The organism is Micromonospora sp. BQ11 (genome assembly GCF_052068135.1).
Classification (GTDB): Bacteria; Actinomycetota; Actinomycetes; order Mycobacteriales; family Micromonosporaceae; genus Micromonospora.
In genome coordinates, this window is sequence record NZ_JBQHDB010000001.1 from 764,719 (window position 1) to 783,028 (window position 18,310).

An 18,310-nucleotide genomic window follows, 5' to 3' on the forward strand; every position below is an offset into this window, starting at 1 on the left:
GGTCCCGGCAGCGCCGACCTCAGTCGCCGGTGACGCCGTCGACGCGTTCCCGGATCAGGTCGGCGTGGCCGTTGTGCCGGGCGTACTCCTCGATCATGTGGATGTAGACCCAGCGGAGGTTGACCTGGTGCTCGCTGCCGTCGCGGCGGCGCAGCGTGAACTCCTCGTCCAGGTCGTGGCCGGCGGCGGCCGCGTCGGCGGCCTCGACCTCGGCCCGGAACGCGGCGAAGTCGGCCTCCGGGTCGGCGGTGGACAGGGTGGTGAACTCGGCGTCCGGGTCGGCCGTCCAGTCGTACAGCTCGGGCAGGTCCTCCCCGGCGAAGCGCTGCCGGAACCAGGCCCGCTCCACGACGGTCATGTGCCGGATCAGGCCGAGCAGGCTGAGCCCGGAGGGCTCGACGCTCGCCGTCCGCAACTGCTCGGCGTCCAGCCCCGCGCACTTGTGCAGCAGGGTGTCGCGATGGTAGTTGAGCCAGCCCTCCAGCATGGTGCGCTCGTCACCGAGGAAGGGCTCGTGCCGGCGGTCGATCTCAGGTGCTCTCCAGGTCATGCCGGCCATCCTCGCCTCCGGGTCGGACATCCGGCGACCCGATTTACTCCGGAAGTGTTAGGAAGGGGCCCTTTTACCACGTGAGGCGTTAAGAAGGGGCCCTTCCTTACACCTCAGAAGTAGCTTTCGTTGAAGCGGTTGAGCAGCCGGGCGAAGTCCTCCACGTCCCGGGTCGGCCAGTCCTCCAGCGTGCGGTGGAACCGGTCCAGCCGGCCCTCCCGCGCCGCGTCGAACCGCCGCTGGCCAGCGGCGGTCAGGCTCAGCCTCCAGGCCCGGCGGTCGTCCGGGTCCGGGTCGCGCCGGACCAGTCCCAGCTCCTCCAGAGCCTGGATCTGCCGGCTGAGTGTCCCCTTGCCGATGCCCAGCTGGGCGGCCAGGTCGGTGAGCCGGACCGAGTCGGTGCGGCGCAGCCAGAGCAGCAGCCCGTACGCGTTCGGCTCCAGGCTGGGGTGCACCTGACGGGCGATCTCCGAGGAGACCGCGCGGCTGCGGCGCAACAGCGCGGTCAACTCGTGCTCCACCGCGCGTACCGTCTCGGGCGGGTGTTCCGTCACGGGTACCGAGGGTACGGTCTTCCGCTTCAGACGGCGTCGGTCAGTCGGCGGCGCATCACCGGCCGTAGGTGCCCGTCGGAGGTGGTGCCCTCCATGGTCACCTCGGCGGTGCGCCCGTGGTGCGTCAGCGTCGCCACCGCGTTGCCGAAGTACGGCCCGGCCAGCTTCCGCCACCGCACCGGCGACCGGCGTACCCCGGCGGCGCGGGCGAGCGCCCGGGTGGCCGCGGACGGACCGGCGGACCACCCCATCCGCATCAGCGGGCGGATGCTGGCGGGCACCTGGTTGTGGATGGGGGAACAGGTGAGCTGGTGCACGGGGGTGGCCACGTCGGCGTCGGCGAACCGGACCCGGGCCACGTACGAGTGGTGCACGTCGCCGGAGAGCACGCTGATCGAGGCCGGTGGCGCGTACGCCGGCCCGGCGCCGACCCGCTCGCCGGACCGGCCCGGCGTGCCGGCGCCGATCCGGGCGAACAGCGCGCCCAGCGCCTCGAAGGAGCGGCGGAAGGCGGCCCAGTGCTCCAGGTCCAGCCCACGGCGCAGGCGCTCGGAGAGCCCGGCGACCCATCGGCGCGGCGAGTCGGCGAGCTTCTCGTTCCACGCCTCCACATGGTGGATGCCCGGGGGGAGCAGCCACGGCAGCGAGGAGCCCACGACGAGGTGGTCGTACACGCCGTGAGCCTGGTCGAGGAACCAGGACCACTCGCCGGGCGGCAGCATGGCCCGCTGCCCCCGGTCCAGGACACGGCTGCACCGGTTGTCCAGCATCACCAGGCGGGTCCGGCCGAGGTCGAGCGCGTAGCTCCACTGGTACTGCGCCGTCCGCCACCGCTCGGTGTCGTGGGCGAGGTCGGACTCCTGGTCGACCCGGTGGCCGAAATCCTTCAGCACGCCGGTCGCGTCCTCGGCGGCGACGACCTTGGCGTAGACCGGGTCCGCCGCGATCTCGTCGGGGGAGAGGTTGCCCAGGTGCTGGTAGACCCAGTACGAGGCGAGGCCGCTGCCGATCCGCTCGGCCCACCACGCCTGCTCGCGCATCTCCGCCCGCCACGAGGCGGACGTGTTCCAGTCGTCGATGATCTCGTGGTCGTCGAAGATCATCACACTCGGCACCGTGGAGAAGAGCCAGCGGATCTCCGGGTCGCGCCAGGACTCCAGGTAGAGCTTGGTGTACTCGTCGAAGCTGACCACCTGGTCGCTCGGCGCGTCCTTCGGCCGCCGCCGGCGCCGCTTGAGCAGGCGCTTCACGGTGGGCGAGGTCTCGTCGGCGTAGACCTGGTCACCGAGGAGGACCAGCAGGTCGGGCAGGTCGGCCGGGTCGGGGGCCGCGATCAACCGCCGGGCGTACGCGTCCAGCGCGTCGGGCGGCAGCTTCCGCGCGGTGGCGTGCTGGGTGGTCTCGCGGCACGAGCCGAAGACCAGCCGGACCGGCTGCTCGAGGTCGTCGGCGGCGCGGGTGCGGATGACGCTCGGCGGGAATCCGCCCCGGGGTACCGGCCAGGCGACCTCGTCGTCGATCAGCACCTCGTAGGTGGTCGCGCTGTCGGGGGTGAGGCCGCTCACGACGACGAGGGCGTAGTGGTGGTCGTACGCCGAGAAGGTCGGTGCGCTGCCGGTGGCGCCGTCGGCCGTGCGGACGGTGACCACCGCGGGTGCGCTGGTCTCGACCCAGACGGTCGCCCGCGTGTCGACCACCCGCCGGAGGAGGGGGCCGATGAGCAGGTGTGCGGCGGGCATGGCGGACCTCCAGGGTGAAGAAGCTTCATCTTTTACTACCCCGCCGGCGGTCGCACCACTGCTGGCTGGGGTCGAGATTACCGCCGTCGGCGCAGGGTGCGGAGAGAGCGGTGGTGAAGACGCCGTCGTCCCCATCTGACAGGATTCCGGCATGACGGAATACCTCCTCATCGCGCTCGCCCTGCTCGGCGTGCTGATCCTCGGTGCCCTCGGGCTGGTCGTGCCGCGACTGCGGCGGCGCCCGGAGCCGCCGCTGCCGAGAACGGAGGTCGACACCCGGGCAGAGGAGGATCTCGCCGGCCCGCCGGTGCTGGCGCCGGAGGCGGAGATCTCCACCGGAATCCTTGTCGAGCCGCCGGTCGTCGAGGCGCCGCCGCCCACGCTGGAGGTCCCCGAGCCGACCGCCGGGCGGCTGGTCCGGCTGCGCTCCCGGCTGTCCCGCTCGCAGAACGTCTTCGGCAAGAGCCTGCTCGGCCTGCTCAGCCGCGACCACCTGGACGAGGACACCTGGGAGGAGATCGAGGACAGCCTGATCACCGCCGACGTCGGCATCGACTCCACCCGCGAGATCGTCGACCACCTCCGCGAGCGCACCCGCGTGCTGGGCACCCGCTCGGGCTCCGAGCTGCGCGCGCTGCTCGCCGCCGAGCTGGTCAACGCCCTCGACCCGAGCCTGGACCGGTCCCTGCACACCGCGCCCAAGGAGGGCGTGCCGGCGGTGCTGCTGGTCGTCGGCGTCAACGGCGCCGGCAAGACCACCACCTGCGGCAAGGTCGCCCGCGTGCTGGTCGCCGACGGTCGCAGCGTGATCCTCGGCGCCGCCGACACCTTCCGCGCCGCCGCCGCCGACCAGTTGGAGACCTGGGCCGGCCGGGTCGGCGCGGAGACCGTCCGTGGTCCCGAGGGCGCGGACCCGGCCAGCGTCGCCTTCGACGCGGTCAAGCGGGGCATCGCCACCGGCGTCGACACGGTCCTCATCGACACCGCCGGCCGCCTGCAGAACAAGGTCGGCCTCATGGACGAGCTGGGCAAGGTCAAGCGGGTGGTGGAGAAGCACGGCCCGATCGACGAGACCCTGCTGATCCTCGACGCCACCACCGGACAGAACGGTCTGGAGCAGGCCCGGGTCTTCACCGAGGTGGTGAACGTGACCGGCGTGGTGCTCACCAAGCTCGACGGCACCGCCAAGGGCGGCATCGTCATCGCCGTCCAGCGGAAGTTGGGCATCCCGGTGAAGCTGGTCGGGCTCGGCGAGGGCAAGGACGACCTGGCCCCCTTCGACCCCGCGCAGTTCGTCGACGCCCTGTTGGGCACCGAAGCCTCCGGACGGGACGCGTAACCTCGCAGTGACGACCGACGATCGCGCCTACGCCGGGTGGCGCGACCCCCGCCACCCAGCGCCGCGCCTCGGGAGACCGTACGTGACTTCGCAGGAGATCCCGCTGCACGGCGGGAACGTGAGCACCGTGGTCCGGGTCGGTGACACGGTCCGCCGCAACGCCGGGCCGTGGACACCGTCCGTGCACGCGCTCCTGCGCCATCTGGAGTACGTCGGGTTCACCGGCGCCCCCCGGGCCCTCGGCATGGACGAGCGCAACCGGGAGGTCCTGTCGTACCTGGAGGGGGAGTGCGGGGAGTACCCGCTGGCCCCGCACTGGGTCACCGACGAGGCTCTGGTGACCGTGGCGACCATGCTGCGGATGTTCCACGACGCGCAGTACGGGTTCGTCCCGCCGCCGCAGGCGGTGTGGCGCTCGTTCGGCCCGCCGCCGCCGGACACCGAGGTGATCTGCCACCACGACGCCGCACCGCACAACGTCATCTGGCGACCGGACGGCACCCTCGGGCTGATCGACTTCGACCTCGCCTCGCCGGGCGCGCGGATCTACGACGTCGCGTACGCCGCCTGGACCTGGGTCCCGATCTTCTCCGACCGGGACTCGATCACGCTCGGGTGGAAGCGGCCCGACCGGCCCCGTCGGCTGCGGCTCTTCGCCGACGCGTACGGGCTGATCCCCCGGGACCGGCACCGGCTGATCCGGACCATCCGCAAGCGGATCGTCGACCACGTCGAGGGGATCCGCCGGATGGCTGCCGCCGGGGAGCCGGCGTTCGTCCGGATCGTGCACCGGGGGCACCTGCGCCGACCCATGCGGGACCTCCGGCTGCTCGACTACGAACGGCACGCCCTGGAGAACTCCCTGCGCTGACCCTCCGGGGTGCGCTCGCGGCCGGTCGGACATCGACGTACGCCGACCGGCCGATCCACCCCCGTCCATGCCGACGGGTGTGCGGTCTTCTTCACACGTACGAAACAAGCCGTCACCGACTGGAAACCGGTCGGGGACCATCGATGAAACAGCCGGCGGCGAGGCTTCCGCGCAACCGGCTGACGGGCGATGCTGCCAGGTCTCAGTCGGAGGGAGGACTTCCACACCGAGAGGAGGCAGCGTGGAGATCAACACCGGCAACACCGCCTGGTTGCTCTTGTCGTCTGCGCTCGTGCTGCTCATGACGCCCGGCCTGGCCCTGTTCTACGGCGGCCTGAACCGGTCCAAGGGCGTACTCAACATGATGATGATGAGCTTCTCCGCGATCGGGCTCATCTCTGTTCTTTGGGTCATCTACGGCTTCACCCTGGCGTTCGGCACCAACGACAACGCCGGCCTGAACAACGTGATCGGCAGCTTCACCCAGTACCTCGGCACCGAGACCGACTTCATCGGCGAGGAGTGGCTGTTCCTCGGCGCGGGCACCGGCATCCCGACGTACGTCTTCATGGTCTTCCAGATGATGTTCGCCGTCATCACGGTCGCCCTGATCAGCGGCGCGGTCTCCGACCGGTTGAAGTTCTCCGGCTGGCTGCTGTTCGCCTTCGCCTGGTTCACCCTGGTCTACGTCCCGGTGGCGCACTGGGTCTGGGGCGGCGGCTTCATCGGCGCCAAGATCAAGGCCCTGGACTTCGCCGGTGGCACCGCGGTCCACATCAACGCCGGCGCCGCCGCGCTCGGCCTGGTCCTCGTCCTCGGCAAGCGCATCGGCTGGCCGCGGGAGAGCTTCAAGCCGCACAACATCCCGCTGGTCGCGCTCGGCGCCGGTCTGCTCTGGTTCGGCTGGTTCGGCTTCAACGCCGGCTCCGAGCTGACCGTCGACGGCACCACCGCCGTCGCCTTCGTCAACACCCAGGTCGCCACGGCCGCCGGCGTGCTCGGCTGGATCATCGTGGAGTGGCTGCGCAACGGGAAGCCGACCCTGGTCGGCGCCTCCTCCGGGGCCATCGCCGGCCTGGTCGCCATCACCCCGGCGTGTGGTTTCATCGCCCCGCTGCCGGCGGTGCTGCTCGGCCTCATCGCCGGCGCGGTCTGCGCGGTGGCGGTCGGCCTGAAGTACAAGCTCGGCTTCGACGACTCGCTCGACGTGGTCGGCGTGCACTTCGTCGCCGGTTGGATCGGTTCGCTGTTCATCGGCTTCTTCGCCACCCTCCAGGTCAACTCGGCCATCGAGGGCCTCGGCGCCAGCGAGGGCCTCTTCTACGGCGGCGGTGTCACCCAGCTCGGCCGGCAGGCGCTGGCCAGCGGCATCGTCTCGGTCTACTCGTTCGCGGTCGCGGTGGTCCTCGCGCTGGCCGTCAAGGCGATCATCGGGCTGCGGTCCGACGCCGAGGACGAGGTCGCCGGCATCGACGTGGCCGAGCACGCGGAGAGCGCGTACGACCTCTCGCCGACCACCGGCAGCAGCAGTGGCGGTGCGTTCGCGATGGCGGGGCTCACCGCGGGGGGCAAGGCGGCGGACGAGCCGACGCCGGCCGAACCAGCCGCCGGGCCGGTCAACGAGAAGGTCGCCGGTTAACGTTCCTGGAATGGAGGGGTTGGACATGAAGCTGGTGACCGCGGTCATCAAGCCGTACCAGCTGGACGCGGTGAAGGAGGCCCTGCACGCCCTCGGCGTGGCCGGCCTGACCGTCAGCGAGGTCCAGGGCTACGGCCGGCAGAAGGGGCACACCGAGGTCTACCGGGGTGCCGAGTACACCGTCGAGTTCCTGCCCAAGATCAGGGTCGAGGTGCTCACCGACGAGATGGACGTCGACAAGATCGTGGACGCCATCGTCGCCGCCGCCCGTACGGGCAAGATCGGCGACGGCAAGGTCTGGGTCACCGGCGTCGAGGAGGTCGTCCGGGTCCGTACCGGCGAACGCGGCCTCGACGCCCTCTGATCCGGACGACGACTGACATGACCTCGTTGATCAAGAAGAACGCGTCAGGACACGCCGGTGACGGTGACGCGAACCTCTTGATCAACGGGGTCGTCGGCCTGCCCGGGGGGATCGGGGAGGGGGCACGGCGGGGGCGTGCGGACGCCTTCGACGCCTGGTTGAGGGGGCTGCTGCCGGATCGGGCGGGGGTGGCGCTCGTCGCCGTCGGCGGGCTCGGGCGGCGGCAGTGCGCCCCGTACGGCGACCTCGACCTGGTGCTGCTGCACGCCGGGGTGCCCGGCGTCGACGAGCTGGCCGCCTCGCTCTGGTACCCGATCTGGGACGCCGGCCTGCGGCTGGACCACTCCGTGCGTACCCTCGCCGAGGCGCTCTCGGTGGCCCAGGACGACGTCAAGGTCGCCCTCGGCCTGCTCGACGCGCGGCTGGTCGCCGGTGACGCGGCCCTGGCCGACGCGCTCGCCCGTACGGCGACCGACCACTGGCGTCGCACCGCCGTCCGGCAACTGCCCGGGCTGCGGGAGATCACCGCCGCCCGCTGGGAGGCCCACGGCGAACTCGCCTTCCTGCTGGAGGGCGACCTCAAGGAGGCCGCCGGCGGACTGCGCGACGTGGGCATCCTGCGGGCGATCGCCACCGCCGGGATCACCGACGCGCTGCGCCCGGCGGTCCGCGCCGCCCACCTGCGCCTGCTCGACACCCGCGACGCCCTGCACCAGCAGGTGGGCCGCCGGGCCGACCGTCTCCTCGCCCAGGAACGCGACGGCGTGGCCGCGCTGCTCGGCCTTCGCCAGCCACCGACCGGGCCCGACGCCGGTGCGGAACCCGTCGTCGCCGACGGCGACGTCCTGCTGCGCCGGGTCGCCGGCGACGCCCGCACCGTCCGCCACGCCCTCGACGACGCCTTCCGGGCCGCCGACCGGCTCCGCGCCGGCCGCCGCCGGGGCGCCGACGGCCGTCCGGCCCGCCGCCCGGTGGCCCGGGACGTGGTCGAGCAGGACGGGGAACTGGTGCTCGCCCGCACCGCCATCGGCGCCCGCCCCGACCCCAGCCTGTCGCTGCGCGTCGCCGCCGCCGCGGCGGCCACCCGCCTGCCGATCGCCCGGGCCACCTGCGAGTGGCTCGCCGCGTACTGCCCGCCGCTGCCGGCCCCGTGGCCCGCCGACGCCCGCGCCGCGCTCGTCACCCTGCTCGGCGCCGGTCCCGGCCTGGTGCCCGCCTGGGAGACCTGCGATCGGTACGGACTGATCGACGGCTGGCTGCCCGAGTGGACGCGGCTGCGCAGCCTGCCCCAGCACAACCCGGTGCACCGGTTCACCCTCGACCGGCACCTGGTGCAGACCGCGTACGAGGCCGGACGGCACACCCGCGAAGTGGACCGGCCCGACCTGCTGCTGCTCGGCGCCCTCCTGCACGACGTCGGCAAGGGACTGCCGGGGGACCACAGCCGGGTCGGCGCGCCGCTGGCCGAGGCGGTGGCCGCGCGGATCGGCCTGCCCGAGCCGGAGGTGGCGCTGATCGGCACGCTGGTCCGCCTGCACCTGCTCCTGCCCGACGTGGCCACCCGGCGGGACCTGTCCGACCCGAAGACCGTCGCCGGTGTCGCCGAGGCGGTCGGCGACACCACCACGCTGGACCTGCTGCATGCCCTGGTGCGCGCCGACGCCGCCGCCACCGGTCCGGCCGCCTGGTCGGACTGGAAGGGCCGGCTGATCGCCGAACTCGTCGCCCGGGTGCGTACGGCGCTGGACACCGGCGTGCTGCCGGCCCCACCCGCTCCCGATCCCGCGCTGGTGGCGGGGCCGCTGCCGGTCGTACACCTGACCGCCGACGGGGTGGCGGTGGCCGCGGCGGACCGGCGGGGCCTGCTCGCGACGGTGGCCGGATGCCTGGCGCTGCACCGGCTGGAGGTCCTCTCCGCGGACGCCGCCACGGTCGACGGCCGGGCCCTGGTGCAGTTCCGGGTGCAGCCGCGCTACGGCCTGGCGCCCGATCCGATCGCGCTCGGCGCCGACCTGCGCCGCGCGGTCACCGGCGACGTCTCGGTGATCCAGCGGCTACGCGGGCGGGCTCTCGCCGCACGGGGGTCGGGCGCCGCGCCCCGCGTCGTCTGGCACCGCGAGGCGGCCACCGACGCGGTGCTGCTGGAGCTGCGCGCCGCCGACGCGGCGGGCCTGCTCTACCGGGTCACCTGTGCCCTCGACGAGGCCGGTGCGCAGGTGCGGGCGGCCCGCATCTCGACCCTCGGCGGGGACGTGGTGGACGCCTTCTACCTCACCGGCGGCTGGCCGGACGACGACACCCGCGCCCGCGTGGAGAGCGCCGTCCTCGCCGCGGTGTAAGGAAGGGCCCCCGCTTAACGCCTGCGGTAGAGGAAGGGCCCCCGCAACACATGCAGCCGTGGGGCTACGTCCACGGACGTACGACGAGAGCCGCCGCGTGGCCGACGTGCCGGCGGCCGCCTCGCGGCACGCTCGCAGACATGAACCTGCCAGTGCGGGCCGAAGGGCTCACCAAACGGTACGGCGGCCTGACCGCCGTACAGGACCTCGACCTGGCCGTGCGGGCCGGTGAGGTGTACGGCTTTCTCGGCCCCAACGGCGCGGGGAAGACCACGACGCTGCGGATGCTGCTCGGGCTCGTCCGGCCCACCGCCGGCACCGTGCGGTTGCTCGACCGTCCGCCGGGTGCCGGGCGTCTCGCCGGGGTGGGCGCGCTGATCGAGGGACCGGCGTTCTACCCGTACCTCTCGGGGCGGGAGAACCTGCGGGTGCTCGCCCGCTACGCCGGGGTCGACGCGGCGCGGGTGCCGGCGGTGCTGGACCTGGTCGACCTGGCCGACCGTGCCGGCGACCGGTACGTCGGCTACTCACTGGGCATGAAGCAACGGCTCGGGGTCGCCGCCGCGCTGCTCAAGGACCCGCGTCTGCTGATCCTCGACGAGCCCACCAACGGGCTCGACCCCGCCGGCATGGCCGACATGCGCCTGCTCGTCCGCCGGCTCGGCGCGGCCGGCTGCACGGTGCTGTTCTCCAGCCACCTGCTCGCCGAGGTCGAGCAGGTCTGCGACCGGATCGGGGTCATCTCCCGGGGACGGCTGGTCGCCGAGGGCAGCGTGCCCGACCTGCGGGGCGTCGCGGGCCTGCGGGTGCTCGCCGATCCGGTGGACGAGGCCGCGGCACGGGCACGGGACCTGGTCGGCGCGGACCGGGTACGGGTGGTCCACGGGGTGCTGGACCTGGCCGTGGAGCCGGACCGGGCGGCGTGGGTGAACACACGTCTGGTGGAGGCCGGCGTGGCGGTCCGCGAGCTGCGACCCCGCGAGCGGGACCTGGAGCAGGTGTTCTTCGACCTCGTCGAGAGGGGTGCGGCCGATGTCGCGTAGTTTTGCCGCCGAGTTGTCCAAACTCGTCCGCCGGCCGGCGTCCTGGTTGCTGCTCGGCATCACCCTGGTGCTGTCGCTGGTCTTCACCTACCTCCTTCCGTACGCGGCCCTGGCCGGCGGGACCGGCGGCCCGAACAGTGACCGCACGCTGCCGATGCTGCTGCCGGACCGGCTGGTCGGTAACTCGCTCGGCGGGCTGCCGGTCTTCCTCGGGGCGATCATGCTCATCCTCGGGGTGCTCGTGGTGGGCGGCGAGTACGCGGGGAACACCTGGAAGACGGTGCTCCTGCAGGGTCCGTCGCGGTCGGAGGTGTACGCGGGCAAGGTCCTCGCCCTGGCGGCCGGCGCGCTCGTCGTCGTGCTGACCGTCTTCGTCCTCGGCGCGGTCTCCGGCGCGCTGATCGCGGCCGCCGAGTCGCAGCCGGTGCGCTGGCCGTCCGCGGGCGACCTGCTGACCGGCATCGGGGCGGGGTGGCTGGTCGCGACGATGTGGGCGATGCTCGGTGCCGTGCTCGCCGTGGCGCTGCGTGCCGTCGCGCTGCCCGTGGGGTTGGGCCTGGTGTGGATGCTGGCCGTGCAGAACCTGCTGGCCGGGGTCGCCGCACCGCTGCTCGACTGGGTGGCCGAGGCGCAGCGCTGGCTGCCGGGCCCGAACGCGGGTTCCCTGGTCGCGACGCTCGGCGCACCGACGGAAACGCCGGGCGTCGCGGCGATCGTGGGCGGAGGGCAGGCTGCGCTGGTGGTGGCCGGGTACCTGGTGGTGTTCACGGCGGTGGGCGGGCTGCTGCTGCACCGGCGGGACATCGCCGGGTGACCGACGCGGACAGGGAGCGGGGCGGCGTGGAGACGAACGGGTCCACCCGACGGACGGACGGCGCCGACGCCGCTCTGGCCCTCGGCATGCTCGCCTTCGGGCTGGTGGGCACCGGGGGCGCCCTCACCAACACCAACGCCAACGTCGAGCCGACCGAGGGGTACGTGCTGGTGGCCCTCGCCGCGCTGGCGCTGGCCGTCCGCCACCGCCTTCCGTACCTGACGCTGGCGGTCACCACCGGGGCGGTCAGCGGCTACTTCATGCTCGGTTACCCGTACGGACCGATCCTGGTCGTCTTCTTCGTCGCGGTGTACACCGTCGCCGCGTACCGACCGCTCCGGCAGGGGGCCGTGGCCGGCGCCCTCGCCGCGGTGACGTTGGTGACCCCCGTCGGCGTGGCGGGGTGGGCCGGGGTCATGCCGGCGGTCGCGTGGGTGGTGGTGCCGTTCGCGGTCGGCACCACGGTGCGGCTGGTTCGGGAGAGCACGGCCCGCGCCCGCGTCGACGAGGCCCGCCGGCTCGCCGACGACGAGCGGCTGCGGGTCGCCCGTGAGGTGCACGACGTGGTCGGGCACGGCCTGGCCGCGATCCACATGCAGGCCGAGATCGCGCTCCACCTGCTCGGCAAGCGCCCGGAGCAGGCGCAGGCGGCGCTCGCGGCGATCAGCCGCACCAGCAAGGAGGCGCTGGACGAGTTGCGGGTGACGCTGACCGTCGTCCGACGGGACGAGGCGACCGCCGAGCGGAACCCGGTCCCGGGACTGGACCAGCTCACCGGCTTGCGGGAGCGGCTGGCCGGCGCCGGGGTGCCGGTCGCCGTCGAGGTGACCGGAACGCCCCGGACCCTGCCCGTCGTGGTCGACCTGGCCGCGTACCGGGTGGCGCAGGAGTCGCTGACCAACGTCCTGCGGCATGCCGGTCCGGCCACCGCCACGGTCCGGCTCGAGTACCTCCCGGACGCCGTCGTGGTCGAGGTCACCGACACCGGGCGGGGCCCGTCGGGGAAGGGCGGTTCGGGGTACGGACTGGCCGGCATGCGGGAACGCGTCACCGCGTTGGGCGGGTCGCTCAGCGCCGGGCCCGGGACCGACGGCGGCTTCCGGGTGTACGCCACACTGCCGACGGAGGGCACCGGATGACCAGGGTGTTGATCGCCGACGACCAGGAGCTGGTCCGGATCGGGCTGCGTGCCCTGCTGGAGAGCGAGGACGACCTCACGGTCGCGGGCGAGGCGGCCGACGGGCTGCAGGCGGTGGAGCTGGCCCGGGCCGAACGCCCCGACGTGGTGCTCATGGACATCCGGATGCCGGGCGTGGACGGCATCGAGGCGACCCGCCGGATCGCCGCCGATCCGCGGCTCGCCGGGACCCGGGTGGTGGTGCTGACCACGTTCGAGCTGGACGAGTACGTCTTCGACGCGCTGCGCCACGGCGCCAGCGGCTTCCTCACCAAGGACACCCCACCGGCCGACCTGCTGCGCGCGGTCCGGCTGGTCGCCGCCGGGGAGGCGTTGCTGTCGCCGTCGGTGACCCGTCGGGTGGTGCGCGAGTTCGCCACCCGGCCGTCCCGGGCACCCCGGCCGCATCCCCGGCTGGAGGCGTTGACCGAGCGGGAGCGTGAGGTGGTCGGCCTGGTCGGTGAGGGGTTGAGCAACGCCGAGATCGCCGAACGGCTGGTGGTCAGCCCGGCCACCGCGCGTACGCACGTCAGCCGCGCGATGGTGAAGCTGGGAGCCCGGGACCGGGCCCAGCTCGTCGTGTTCGCGTACCAGTCGGGGCTGGTCGACCGCTGACGGCGCCGGTGGCCCGGCGCGGACCTGGCCGGGCGGCGGCCGGCACGCAGCAGGGGCCTGCCCGGCCGGATACCCTAGCGGTGGCCGGACAGTTCGCCCGGCCGCGTTCGTGCTCGCCGGAACCGACAAACGGGATGTTCGCGTGTTTGACACCTTGAGTGACCGCCTGTCCGGGATCTTCACCAAGCTCCGCGGCAAGGGTCGGCTCACCGACGCCGACATCGACGCCACCGCGCGCGAGATCCGCATGGCGTTGCTGGAGGCGGACGTCGCCCTGCCGGTGGTCAAGGGCTTCATCGCGAACGTCAAGGAGCGGGCGCGCGGCTCCGAGGTCTCCGAGGCGCTCAACCCCGCCCAGCAGATCATCAAGATCGTCAACGACGAGCTGGTCAACGTGCTGGGGGGCGAGGGGCGGCGGCTCCAGTTCGCCAAGCAGCCGCCGACCGTGATCATGCTGGCCGGCCTCCAGGGTTCCGGCAAGACCACCCTCGCCGGCAAGCTGGCCCGCTGGCTCAAGGCCCAGGGCCACCAGCCGCTGCTGGTCGCCGCCGACCTCCAGCGCCCCAACGCCGTCGGGCAGCTCCAGGTGCTCGGTGGTCGCGCCGGCGTCGAGGTGTACGCCCCGGAGCCCGGCAACGGCACCGGCGACCCCGTCCAGGTGGCGCGCGCCTCCATCGAGCACGCCAAGCGTGCCGCCCGCGACATCGTCATCGTCGACACCGCCGGCCGTCTCGGCATCGACGCCGAGATGATGCAGCAGGCCGCCGACATCCGCGACGCCGTCGACCCCGACGAGGTCATCTTCGTCATCGACGCGATGGTCGGTCAGGACGCGGTCCGCACCGCCGAGGCGTTCCGCGACGGCGTGGGCATCACCGGTGTCGTCCTCTCCAAGCTCGACGGCGACGCCCGTGGTGGTGCCGCGCTGTCGGTCCGTGAGGTCACCGGGCAGCCGATCCTCTTCGCGTCCACCGGCGAGAAGCTGGAGGACTTCGACGTCTTCCACCCCGACCGGATGGCCAGCCGGATCCTCGGCATGGGCGACGTTCTCACTCTGATCGAGCAGGCCGAGCAGGCCTTCGACGAAGATCAGAAAGAGAAGATGACCGCCAAGCTGATGGGCGGCGAGCAGTTCACGCTGGAGGACTTCCTCGACCAGCTCATCGCGGTCCGCCGGATGGGCCCGATCGCCAACGTGCTGGCCATGATGCCCGGCATGGGGCAGATGAAGGACCAGCTCGCGGAGCTGGACGACACGCACTTCGACCGGGTCACCGCGATCATCCGGTCGATGACCCCGGCGGAGCGCACCAACCCGAAGATCATCAACGGGTCGCGCCGGGCGCGCATCGCCAACGGCTCGGGCGTCACCGTCATGGACGTCAACCAGCTGCTCAACCGCTTCGCCGACGCGCAGAAGATGATGAAGCAGATGGGCGGCATGATGGGCCTGCCCGGCGGCGGGCGCCGCAAGGCGACCAAGTCGCCGAAGAACAAGCGCAAGGGCACCAAGGGCGGCAACCGGCCGCGTACCGGTGCGGGCGCGGGCATGCCGGGCGGCTTCCCGGGCGGCTTGCCGCAGCTCCCGCCGGGAATGGACCCGAACGACCTGGCCGGTGGGCAGGGGCTGCCGCCGGGCTTCAAGCTCCCGAAGATCGACTTCAACAAGCTCGGCAAGGGCGACCAGCGTCCTCGCTGACGCGTACGCTGCGGGCCCGGCCGGATCGGCCGGGCCCGCCGCATTCCTGGCCGGCGCGCGGACCGGCCACCGACGCGCACCCGGGGACCATCCGGTAGGACTGTGTACATGGCTCTGCATGTGCGCGGTGTGCTCCTGCCCGACGACGAGGTCCGGGACCTGTGGCTGGTCGGCGACCGGGTCACCTTCGACCCGGTGCCCGACGCCGAGACCGTCGTCGACGGCGGGTTCGTCCTGCCCGGCCTGACCGACGCGCACTGCCACATCGGCATCGCCCGGGGCGGCGCCCCGATCACCTCCCTGGACCAGGCCCGTGAGCTGGCCCGTACCGACCGGGACGCCGGGGTCCTCGCCATCCGCGACGCCGGCTCCCCGTACCCCTACCCGGAGCTGGACGACGAGCCGGACCTGCCCCGGCTGGCCCGCGCCGGCCGGCACGTCGCCCCGCCGAAGCGCTACCTGCGCGACATCGGCGTGGAGGTCGGGCCCGCCGAGGTCGCCGCCACGGTGACCGAGCAGGCGGCGGCCGGCAACGGCTGGGTCAAGCTGGTCGGCGACTGGATCGACCGCGGTGTGGGGGACCTGGCGCCGGCCTGGGACGCCGACACCCTGACCGCGGCCGTCGCGGCCGCGCATGCCGCCGGGGTACGCGCGGCGGTGCACACCTTCTCCGAGTCCGCGGTCGAGATCATGGTGCGGGCGGGGGTGGACTCGGTCGAGCACGGCACCGGGCTCAGTCTCGACCTGATCGACCAGATGGCCCGTCAGGGCACCGCCCTGGTCCCGACCATGATCAACATCCGGACGTTCGGCGGGATCGCCGAGCAGGCGCGGGCGAGGTTCCCCGGGTACGCCGACCACATGCTCGCCCTGCGCGACCGCTTCCCCGAGGTGGTGCGCGCGGCGTACGAGGCGGGGGTGCCGATCTACGTGGGGACCGACGCCGGCGGCGGCATCGACCACGGGCTGGCCGCCGAGGAGATGCTGCTGCTGCACGAGCAGGCCGGCATGTCCCCGATGGACGTCCTCGCCGCCGCCTCCTGGGGCGCGCGCGAATGGCTCGGCTTCCCCGGCCTGGTCGAGGGCGGCCTCGCCGACCTCACCGTGTACCCGCAGGACCCCCGCCACGACCTGCGCGTCGTCCGCACCCCGTCCCGCGTAGTCCTCCGCGGCCGCGTCGTCCGCTAACCCCGCCCCCGCCCCCGCCCCGCGCGCCCGCACCCCGCGCGCCCGCACCCCGGGCGCCCGCACCCCGGGCGCAGTTTCACGGAAAGAGTGGTCATTCCACGCCGGATAGCCACTCTTTCCGTGAAATTGCGTCGGCGTGGGGTGTGGGGGTGGGGGGCGCGGGGGGTCAGTGGGGTGGGGTGGCGGCGGTGAGGAAGAGGTGGAGGGTCAGGTCCGCGAGGGCGTGTGCGGTCTGGTCGACCGGGGCCTGGGGGAGCACGATGTGGCTCACCACCAGTCGGACGGTCGAGTCCGCCGCGAACGCGAGGGCGGCCGGGTCGGCTCCGGGAAGGAGGCCGTCGGCCCACTCCAGCAGCGCGCGGGACGCCTCGGTGAGCACCAGGTCGGCCCGGGTGGTCAGGTACGGCAGGAGCTCGTCGGAGCCGCCCCGGGCGCTGGTCAGGATCGCCTTGATCAGGGGGTTGTCCGCCGCCTGGGTGAGGGTGTGCCGGATGGCCGCGTACGCGCCGGCGCGGACGTCGGTGCCGTGCGCGCCCAGGGCGGCCCGGACGTCGCCGACGAACCGGTCCACCTCGTGCCGGGCCAGGGCCTCGGCCAGACCCGCCTTGGTGCCGAACTCGTTGTAGACCGTCTGCCGGCTCACCCCGGCCGTGGTCGCGACGGCACCCATCCGTACGCCGTCCCAGCCGTGCGCGACGGTCAGCGCGCGGGCGGCGGCGACGATGCCGTCGCGAACCGGTGTGGTGCCCCTCGACTCACCCATGGTGGTCGAAGTCTACGGCGGACCGGGCGCAGACCACGTGCTGCGGGGTTGCCGGTCGGCGCCCGGAAACGACGGCGGCACGACGCGGGGACCGGGCGGGCCGCCCGATCGCGGCGGCCGGTGGGGCGGCGCATAGGATGTGCGGTCATGGCACGCGTGCTCACTCCCCGTGCGGAGGACTTTCCCCGCTGGTACCAGGACCTGATCGCCAAGGCGAAGCTGGCCGACAACGGCCCGGTCCGGGGGACGATGGTGATCCGACCGGCCGGCTACGCCATCTGGGAGCGGATGCAGGCCGAGATGGACGCCCGGATCAAGGCGGCCGGCGCGGAGAACGCGTACTTCCCGCTGTTCATCCCCGAGAGCTACCTCAAGCGCGAGGCCGAGCACGTCGAGGGCTTCTCGCCGGAGCTGGCGGTGGTCACCCACGGTGGCGGCAAGCAGCTCGCCGAGCCGGTGGTGGTGCGTCCCACCAGCGAGACGGTCATCGGCGAGTTCATGGCCAAGTGGATCGACTCGTACCGGGACCTGCCGCTGCTGCTCAACCAGTGGGCGAACGTGGTCCGCTGGGAGCTGCGCCCCCGGATCTTCCTCCGTACCAGTGAGTTCCTCTGGCAGGAGGGGCACACCGCCCACGCCACCCGGTCCGACGCGCGGGCCTACGCCCGGCGGATCCTGCACGAGGCGTACGAGGACCTGATGGTCAACGTCCTCGGTATCCCGGTGGTGGTCGGGCTCAAGACCGCCCGCGAGCGCTTCGCCGGGGCGACCGCCACCTACACGTGCGAGGGCATGATGGGTGACGGCAAGGCTCTCCAGCTGGGCACGAGCCACGAGCTGGGACAGAACTTCGCCAAGGCGTTCGACATCAGCTACTCCTCCGCCGAGGGCGGTCGGGAGCACGCCTGGACGACCTCCTGGGGTACCTCGACCCGGATGCTCGGCGGCCTGATCATGGCCCACGGCGACGACAACGGGCTGCGGGTGCCGCCGCGGGTGGCGCCAATCCAGGCGTACGTCATGGTCGTCAAGGGCGGCGACGGTGTCGGCGAGGCGGCGGCCAAGCTCCGTGACGGCCTGCGCGACGCGGGTGTCCGGGTCGCGCTGGACGACCGCACCGACACCGCGTTCGGCCGCCGGGCCGTCGACGCCGAGCTGCGTGGCTACCCGGTACGCGTCGAGGTCGGCCCCCGCGACCTGGCCGTCGGCAACGCGGTCGTGGTCCGGCGTACGGACGGCTCGAAGGCTCCGACGCCGGTCGCCGACGTGGTCGGCGCGGTCCTCGCGGCGCTGGACGCCGACCAGCAGGCGCTGCACGACCAGGCACTCGCGCACCGCGAGTCCCGCACGGTGGAGGTCGGGACCCTCGCCGAGGCGATCGAGGCGGCGGCCACCGGCTGGGCGAAGGTGCCGTGGTCGGCGGTCGGTGTCCCCGGCGAGGCCGAGGCCAACGGGCAGGGCGTCACGGTGCGCTGCCTGCTCCGCGCCGACGGCTCGGTGCCGGACTCCGAGGACGAGCCGGACCTGGTCGCCATCCTCGCCCGGGCCTACTGAGAAGGAAGGGCCCCTTCTTGACGTCTCCGGTAGAGGAGGGGTCCCCTGTCAACAGTTGCGGA

At 73.1% G+C, this 18,310-nt stretch carries 16 protein-coding genes; 12 read left to right on the top strand and 4 right to left on the bottom strand.

Features of this window, described 5'->3' with window-relative positions; genetic code table 11:
- Positions 1 to 19: 19 nt before the first annotated feature.
- The 3 genes from ACTMSW_RS03685 to ACTMSW_RS03695 form a co-directional block, all read right to left on the bottom strand.
- A complete protein-coding gene (locus ACTMSW_RS03685) occupies positions 20 to 550 on the bottom strand; it encodes a DinB family protein (protein WP_441178979.1) in 531 nt (176 codons plus the stop codon).
- A gap of 113 nt (positions 551 to 663) precedes the next feature.
- Positions 664 to 1,104, bottom strand: coding sequence for a MarR family winged helix-turn-helix transcriptional regulator (locus tag ACTMSW_RS03690; RefSeq protein WP_441178980.1), 441 nt, complete (start codon positions 1,102 to 1,104; stop codon positions 664 to 666).
- A gap of 26 nt (positions 1,105 to 1,130) precedes the next feature.
- A complete protein-coding gene (locus tag ACTMSW_RS03695) occupies positions 1,131 to 2,843 on the bottom strand; it encodes an alkaline phosphatase D family protein (protein WP_441178981.1) in 1,713 nt (570 codons plus the stop codon).
- Positions 2,844 to 2,994: 151 nt separating this feature from the next.
- On the opposite strand from ACTMSW_RS03695, the gene ftsY reads away from it, so the two are divergent.
- The 11 genes from ftsY (at position 2,995) to ACTMSW_RS03750 (ending at position 15,931) form a co-directional block, all read left to right on the top strand.
- Entirely contained in the window at positions 2,995 to 4,182 is a 1,188-nt protein-coding gene (gene ftsY, locus ACTMSW_RS03700) for a signal recognition particle-docking protein FtsY (RefSeq protein WP_441178982.1), read from the top strand.
- A gap of 7 nt (positions 4,183 to 4,189) precedes the next feature.
- Positions 4,190 to 5,053, top strand: coding sequence for an aminoglycoside phosphotransferase family protein (locus tag ACTMSW_RS03705; RefSeq protein WP_357034881.1), 864 nt, complete (start codon positions 4,190 to 4,192; stop codon positions 5,051 to 5,053).
- 241 nt (positions 5,054 to 5,294) lie between these two features.
- Positions 5,295 to 6,692 carry an ammonium transporter gene (locus ACTMSW_RS03710; protein ID WP_441178983.1) on the top strand — a complete coding sequence of 466 codons (1,398 nt, stop codon included), beginning with the start codon at positions 5,295 to 5,297 and terminating at the stop codon, positions 6,690 to 6,692.
- 25 nt (positions 6,693 to 6,717) lie between these two features.
- Complete coding sequence (locus ACTMSW_RS03715; RefSeq protein WP_170285500.1) at positions 6,718 to 7,056, top strand: P-II family nitrogen regulator; 339 nt, start codon at positions 6,718 to 6,720, stop codon at positions 7,054 to 7,056.
- A 17-nt stretch (positions 7,057 to 7,073) separates the two neighbouring features.
- The gene (locus ACTMSW_RS03720) at positions 7,074 to 9,395 is read left to right on the top strand and encodes a [protein-PII] uridylyltransferase (RefSeq protein WP_441178984.1); all 2,322 of its coding nucleotides are present in this window, start codon (positions 7,074 to 7,076) and stop codon (positions 9,393 to 9,395) included.
- Between the two features lie 140 nt (positions 9,396 to 9,535).
- Positions 9,536 to 10,438, top strand: a complete 903-nt coding sequence (locus ACTMSW_RS03725; protein ID WP_441178985.1) for an ABC transporter ATP-binding protein — start codon at positions 9,536 to 9,538, stop codon at positions 10,436 to 10,438.
- Entirely contained in the window at positions 10,428 to 11,252 is an 825-nt protein-coding gene (locus ACTMSW_RS03730; protein ID WP_441178986.1) for an ABC transporter permease, read from the top strand. Before ACTMSW_RS03725 ends, ACTMSW_RS03730 begins: the two co-directional genes overlap by 11 nt.
- Positions 11,249 to 12,391 (top strand): sensor histidine kinase, encoded by a 1,143-nt coding sequence (locus tag ACTMSW_RS03735; protein WP_441178987.1) that lies wholly within the window; start codon positions 11,249 to 11,251, stop codon positions 12,389 to 12,391. Before ACTMSW_RS03730 ends, ACTMSW_RS03735 begins: the two co-directional genes overlap by 4 nt.
- On the top strand, positions 12,388 to 13,044 hold the full coding sequence (locus ACTMSW_RS03740; RefSeq protein WP_441178988.1) for a response regulator transcription factor: 657 nt from the start codon (positions 12,388 to 12,390) through the stop codon (positions 13,042 to 13,044). Before ACTMSW_RS03735 ends, ACTMSW_RS03740 begins: the two co-directional genes overlap by 4 nt.
- A gap of 142 nt (positions 13,045 to 13,186) precedes the next feature.
- A complete protein-coding gene (gene ffh, locus ACTMSW_RS03745) occupies positions 13,187 to 14,743 on the top strand; it encodes a signal recognition particle protein (protein ID WP_441178989.1) in 1,557 nt (518 codons plus the stop codon).
- Positions 14,744 to 14,851: 108 nt separating this feature from the next.
- Complete coding sequence (locus ACTMSW_RS03750; RefSeq protein ID WP_441178990.1) at positions 14,852 to 15,931, top strand: amidohydrolase family protein; 1,080 nt, start codon at positions 14,852 to 14,854, stop codon at positions 15,929 to 15,931.
- A 166-nt stretch (positions 15,932 to 16,097) separates the two neighbouring features.
- Here ACTMSW_RS03750 and ACTMSW_RS03755 read toward each other — a convergent pair whose 3' ends face one another.
- The gene (locus ACTMSW_RS03755; protein ID WP_441178991.1) at positions 16,098 to 16,694 is read right to left on the bottom strand and encodes a TetR family transcriptional regulator; all 597 of its coding nucleotides are present in this window, start codon (positions 16,692 to 16,694) and stop codon (positions 16,098 to 16,100) included.
- 147 nt (positions 16,695 to 16,841) lie between these two features.
- Between ACTMSW_RS03755 and proS the strand changes: the two genes are divergently transcribed.
- Positions 16,842 to 18,248, top strand: a complete 1,407-nt coding sequence (gene proS, locus ACTMSW_RS03760) for a proline--tRNA ligase (protein ID WP_441178992.1) — start codon at positions 16,842 to 16,844, stop codon at positions 18,246 to 18,248.
- Positions 18,249 to 18,310 lie beyond the last annotated feature (62 nt).

What these genes read in the sequence shown, in the direction of transcription:
- ACTMSW_RS03685 (WP_441178979.1), bottom strand. Translation starts at nt 550, where the DNA reads ATGACCTGGAGAGCACCTGAGATCGACCGCCGGCACGAGCCCTTCCTC.
- ACTMSW_RS03740 (WP_441178988.1), top strand. Translation starts at nt 12,388, where the DNA reads ATGACCAGGGTGTTGATCGCCGACGACCAGGAGCTGGTCCGGATCGGG.
- proS (WP_441178992.1), top strand. Translation starts at nt 16,842, where the DNA reads ATGGCACGCGTGCTCACTCCCCGTGCGGAGGACTTTCCCCGCTGGTAC.
- ACTMSW_RS03725 (WP_441178985.1), top strand. Translation starts at nt 9,536, where the DNA reads ATGAACCTGCCAGTGCGGGCCGAAGGGCTCACCAAACGGTACGGCGGC.
- ACTMSW_RS03720 (WP_441178984.1), top strand. Translation starts at nt 7,074, where the DNA reads ATGACCTCGTTGATCAAGAAGAACGCGTCAGGACACGCCGGTGACGGT.
- ftsY (WP_441178982.1), top strand. Translation starts at nt 2,995, where the DNA reads ATGACGGAATACCTCCTCATCGCGCTCGCCCTGCTCGGCGTGCTGATC.
- ACTMSW_RS03695 (WP_441178981.1), bottom strand. Translation starts at nt 2,843, where the DNA reads ATGCCCGCCGCACACCTGCTCATCGGCCCCCTCCTCCGGCGGGTGGTC.
- ACTMSW_RS03730 (WP_441178986.1), top strand. Translation starts at nt 10,428, where the DNA reads ATGTCGCGTAGTTTTGCCGCCGAGTTGTCCAAACTCGTCCGCCGGCCG.
- ACTMSW_RS03755 (WP_441178991.1), bottom strand. Translation starts at nt 16,694, where the DNA reads ATGGGTGAGTCGAGGGGCACCACACCGGTTCGCGACGGCATCGTCGCC.
- ACTMSW_RS03715 (WP_170285500.1), top strand. Translation starts at nt 6,718, where the DNA reads ATGAAGCTGGTGACCGCGGTCATCAAGCCGTACCAGCTGGACGCGGTG.
- ACTMSW_RS03750 (WP_441178990.1), top strand. Translation starts at nt 14,852, where the DNA reads ATGGCTCTGCATGTGCGCGGTGTGCTCCTGCCCGACGACGAGGTCCGG.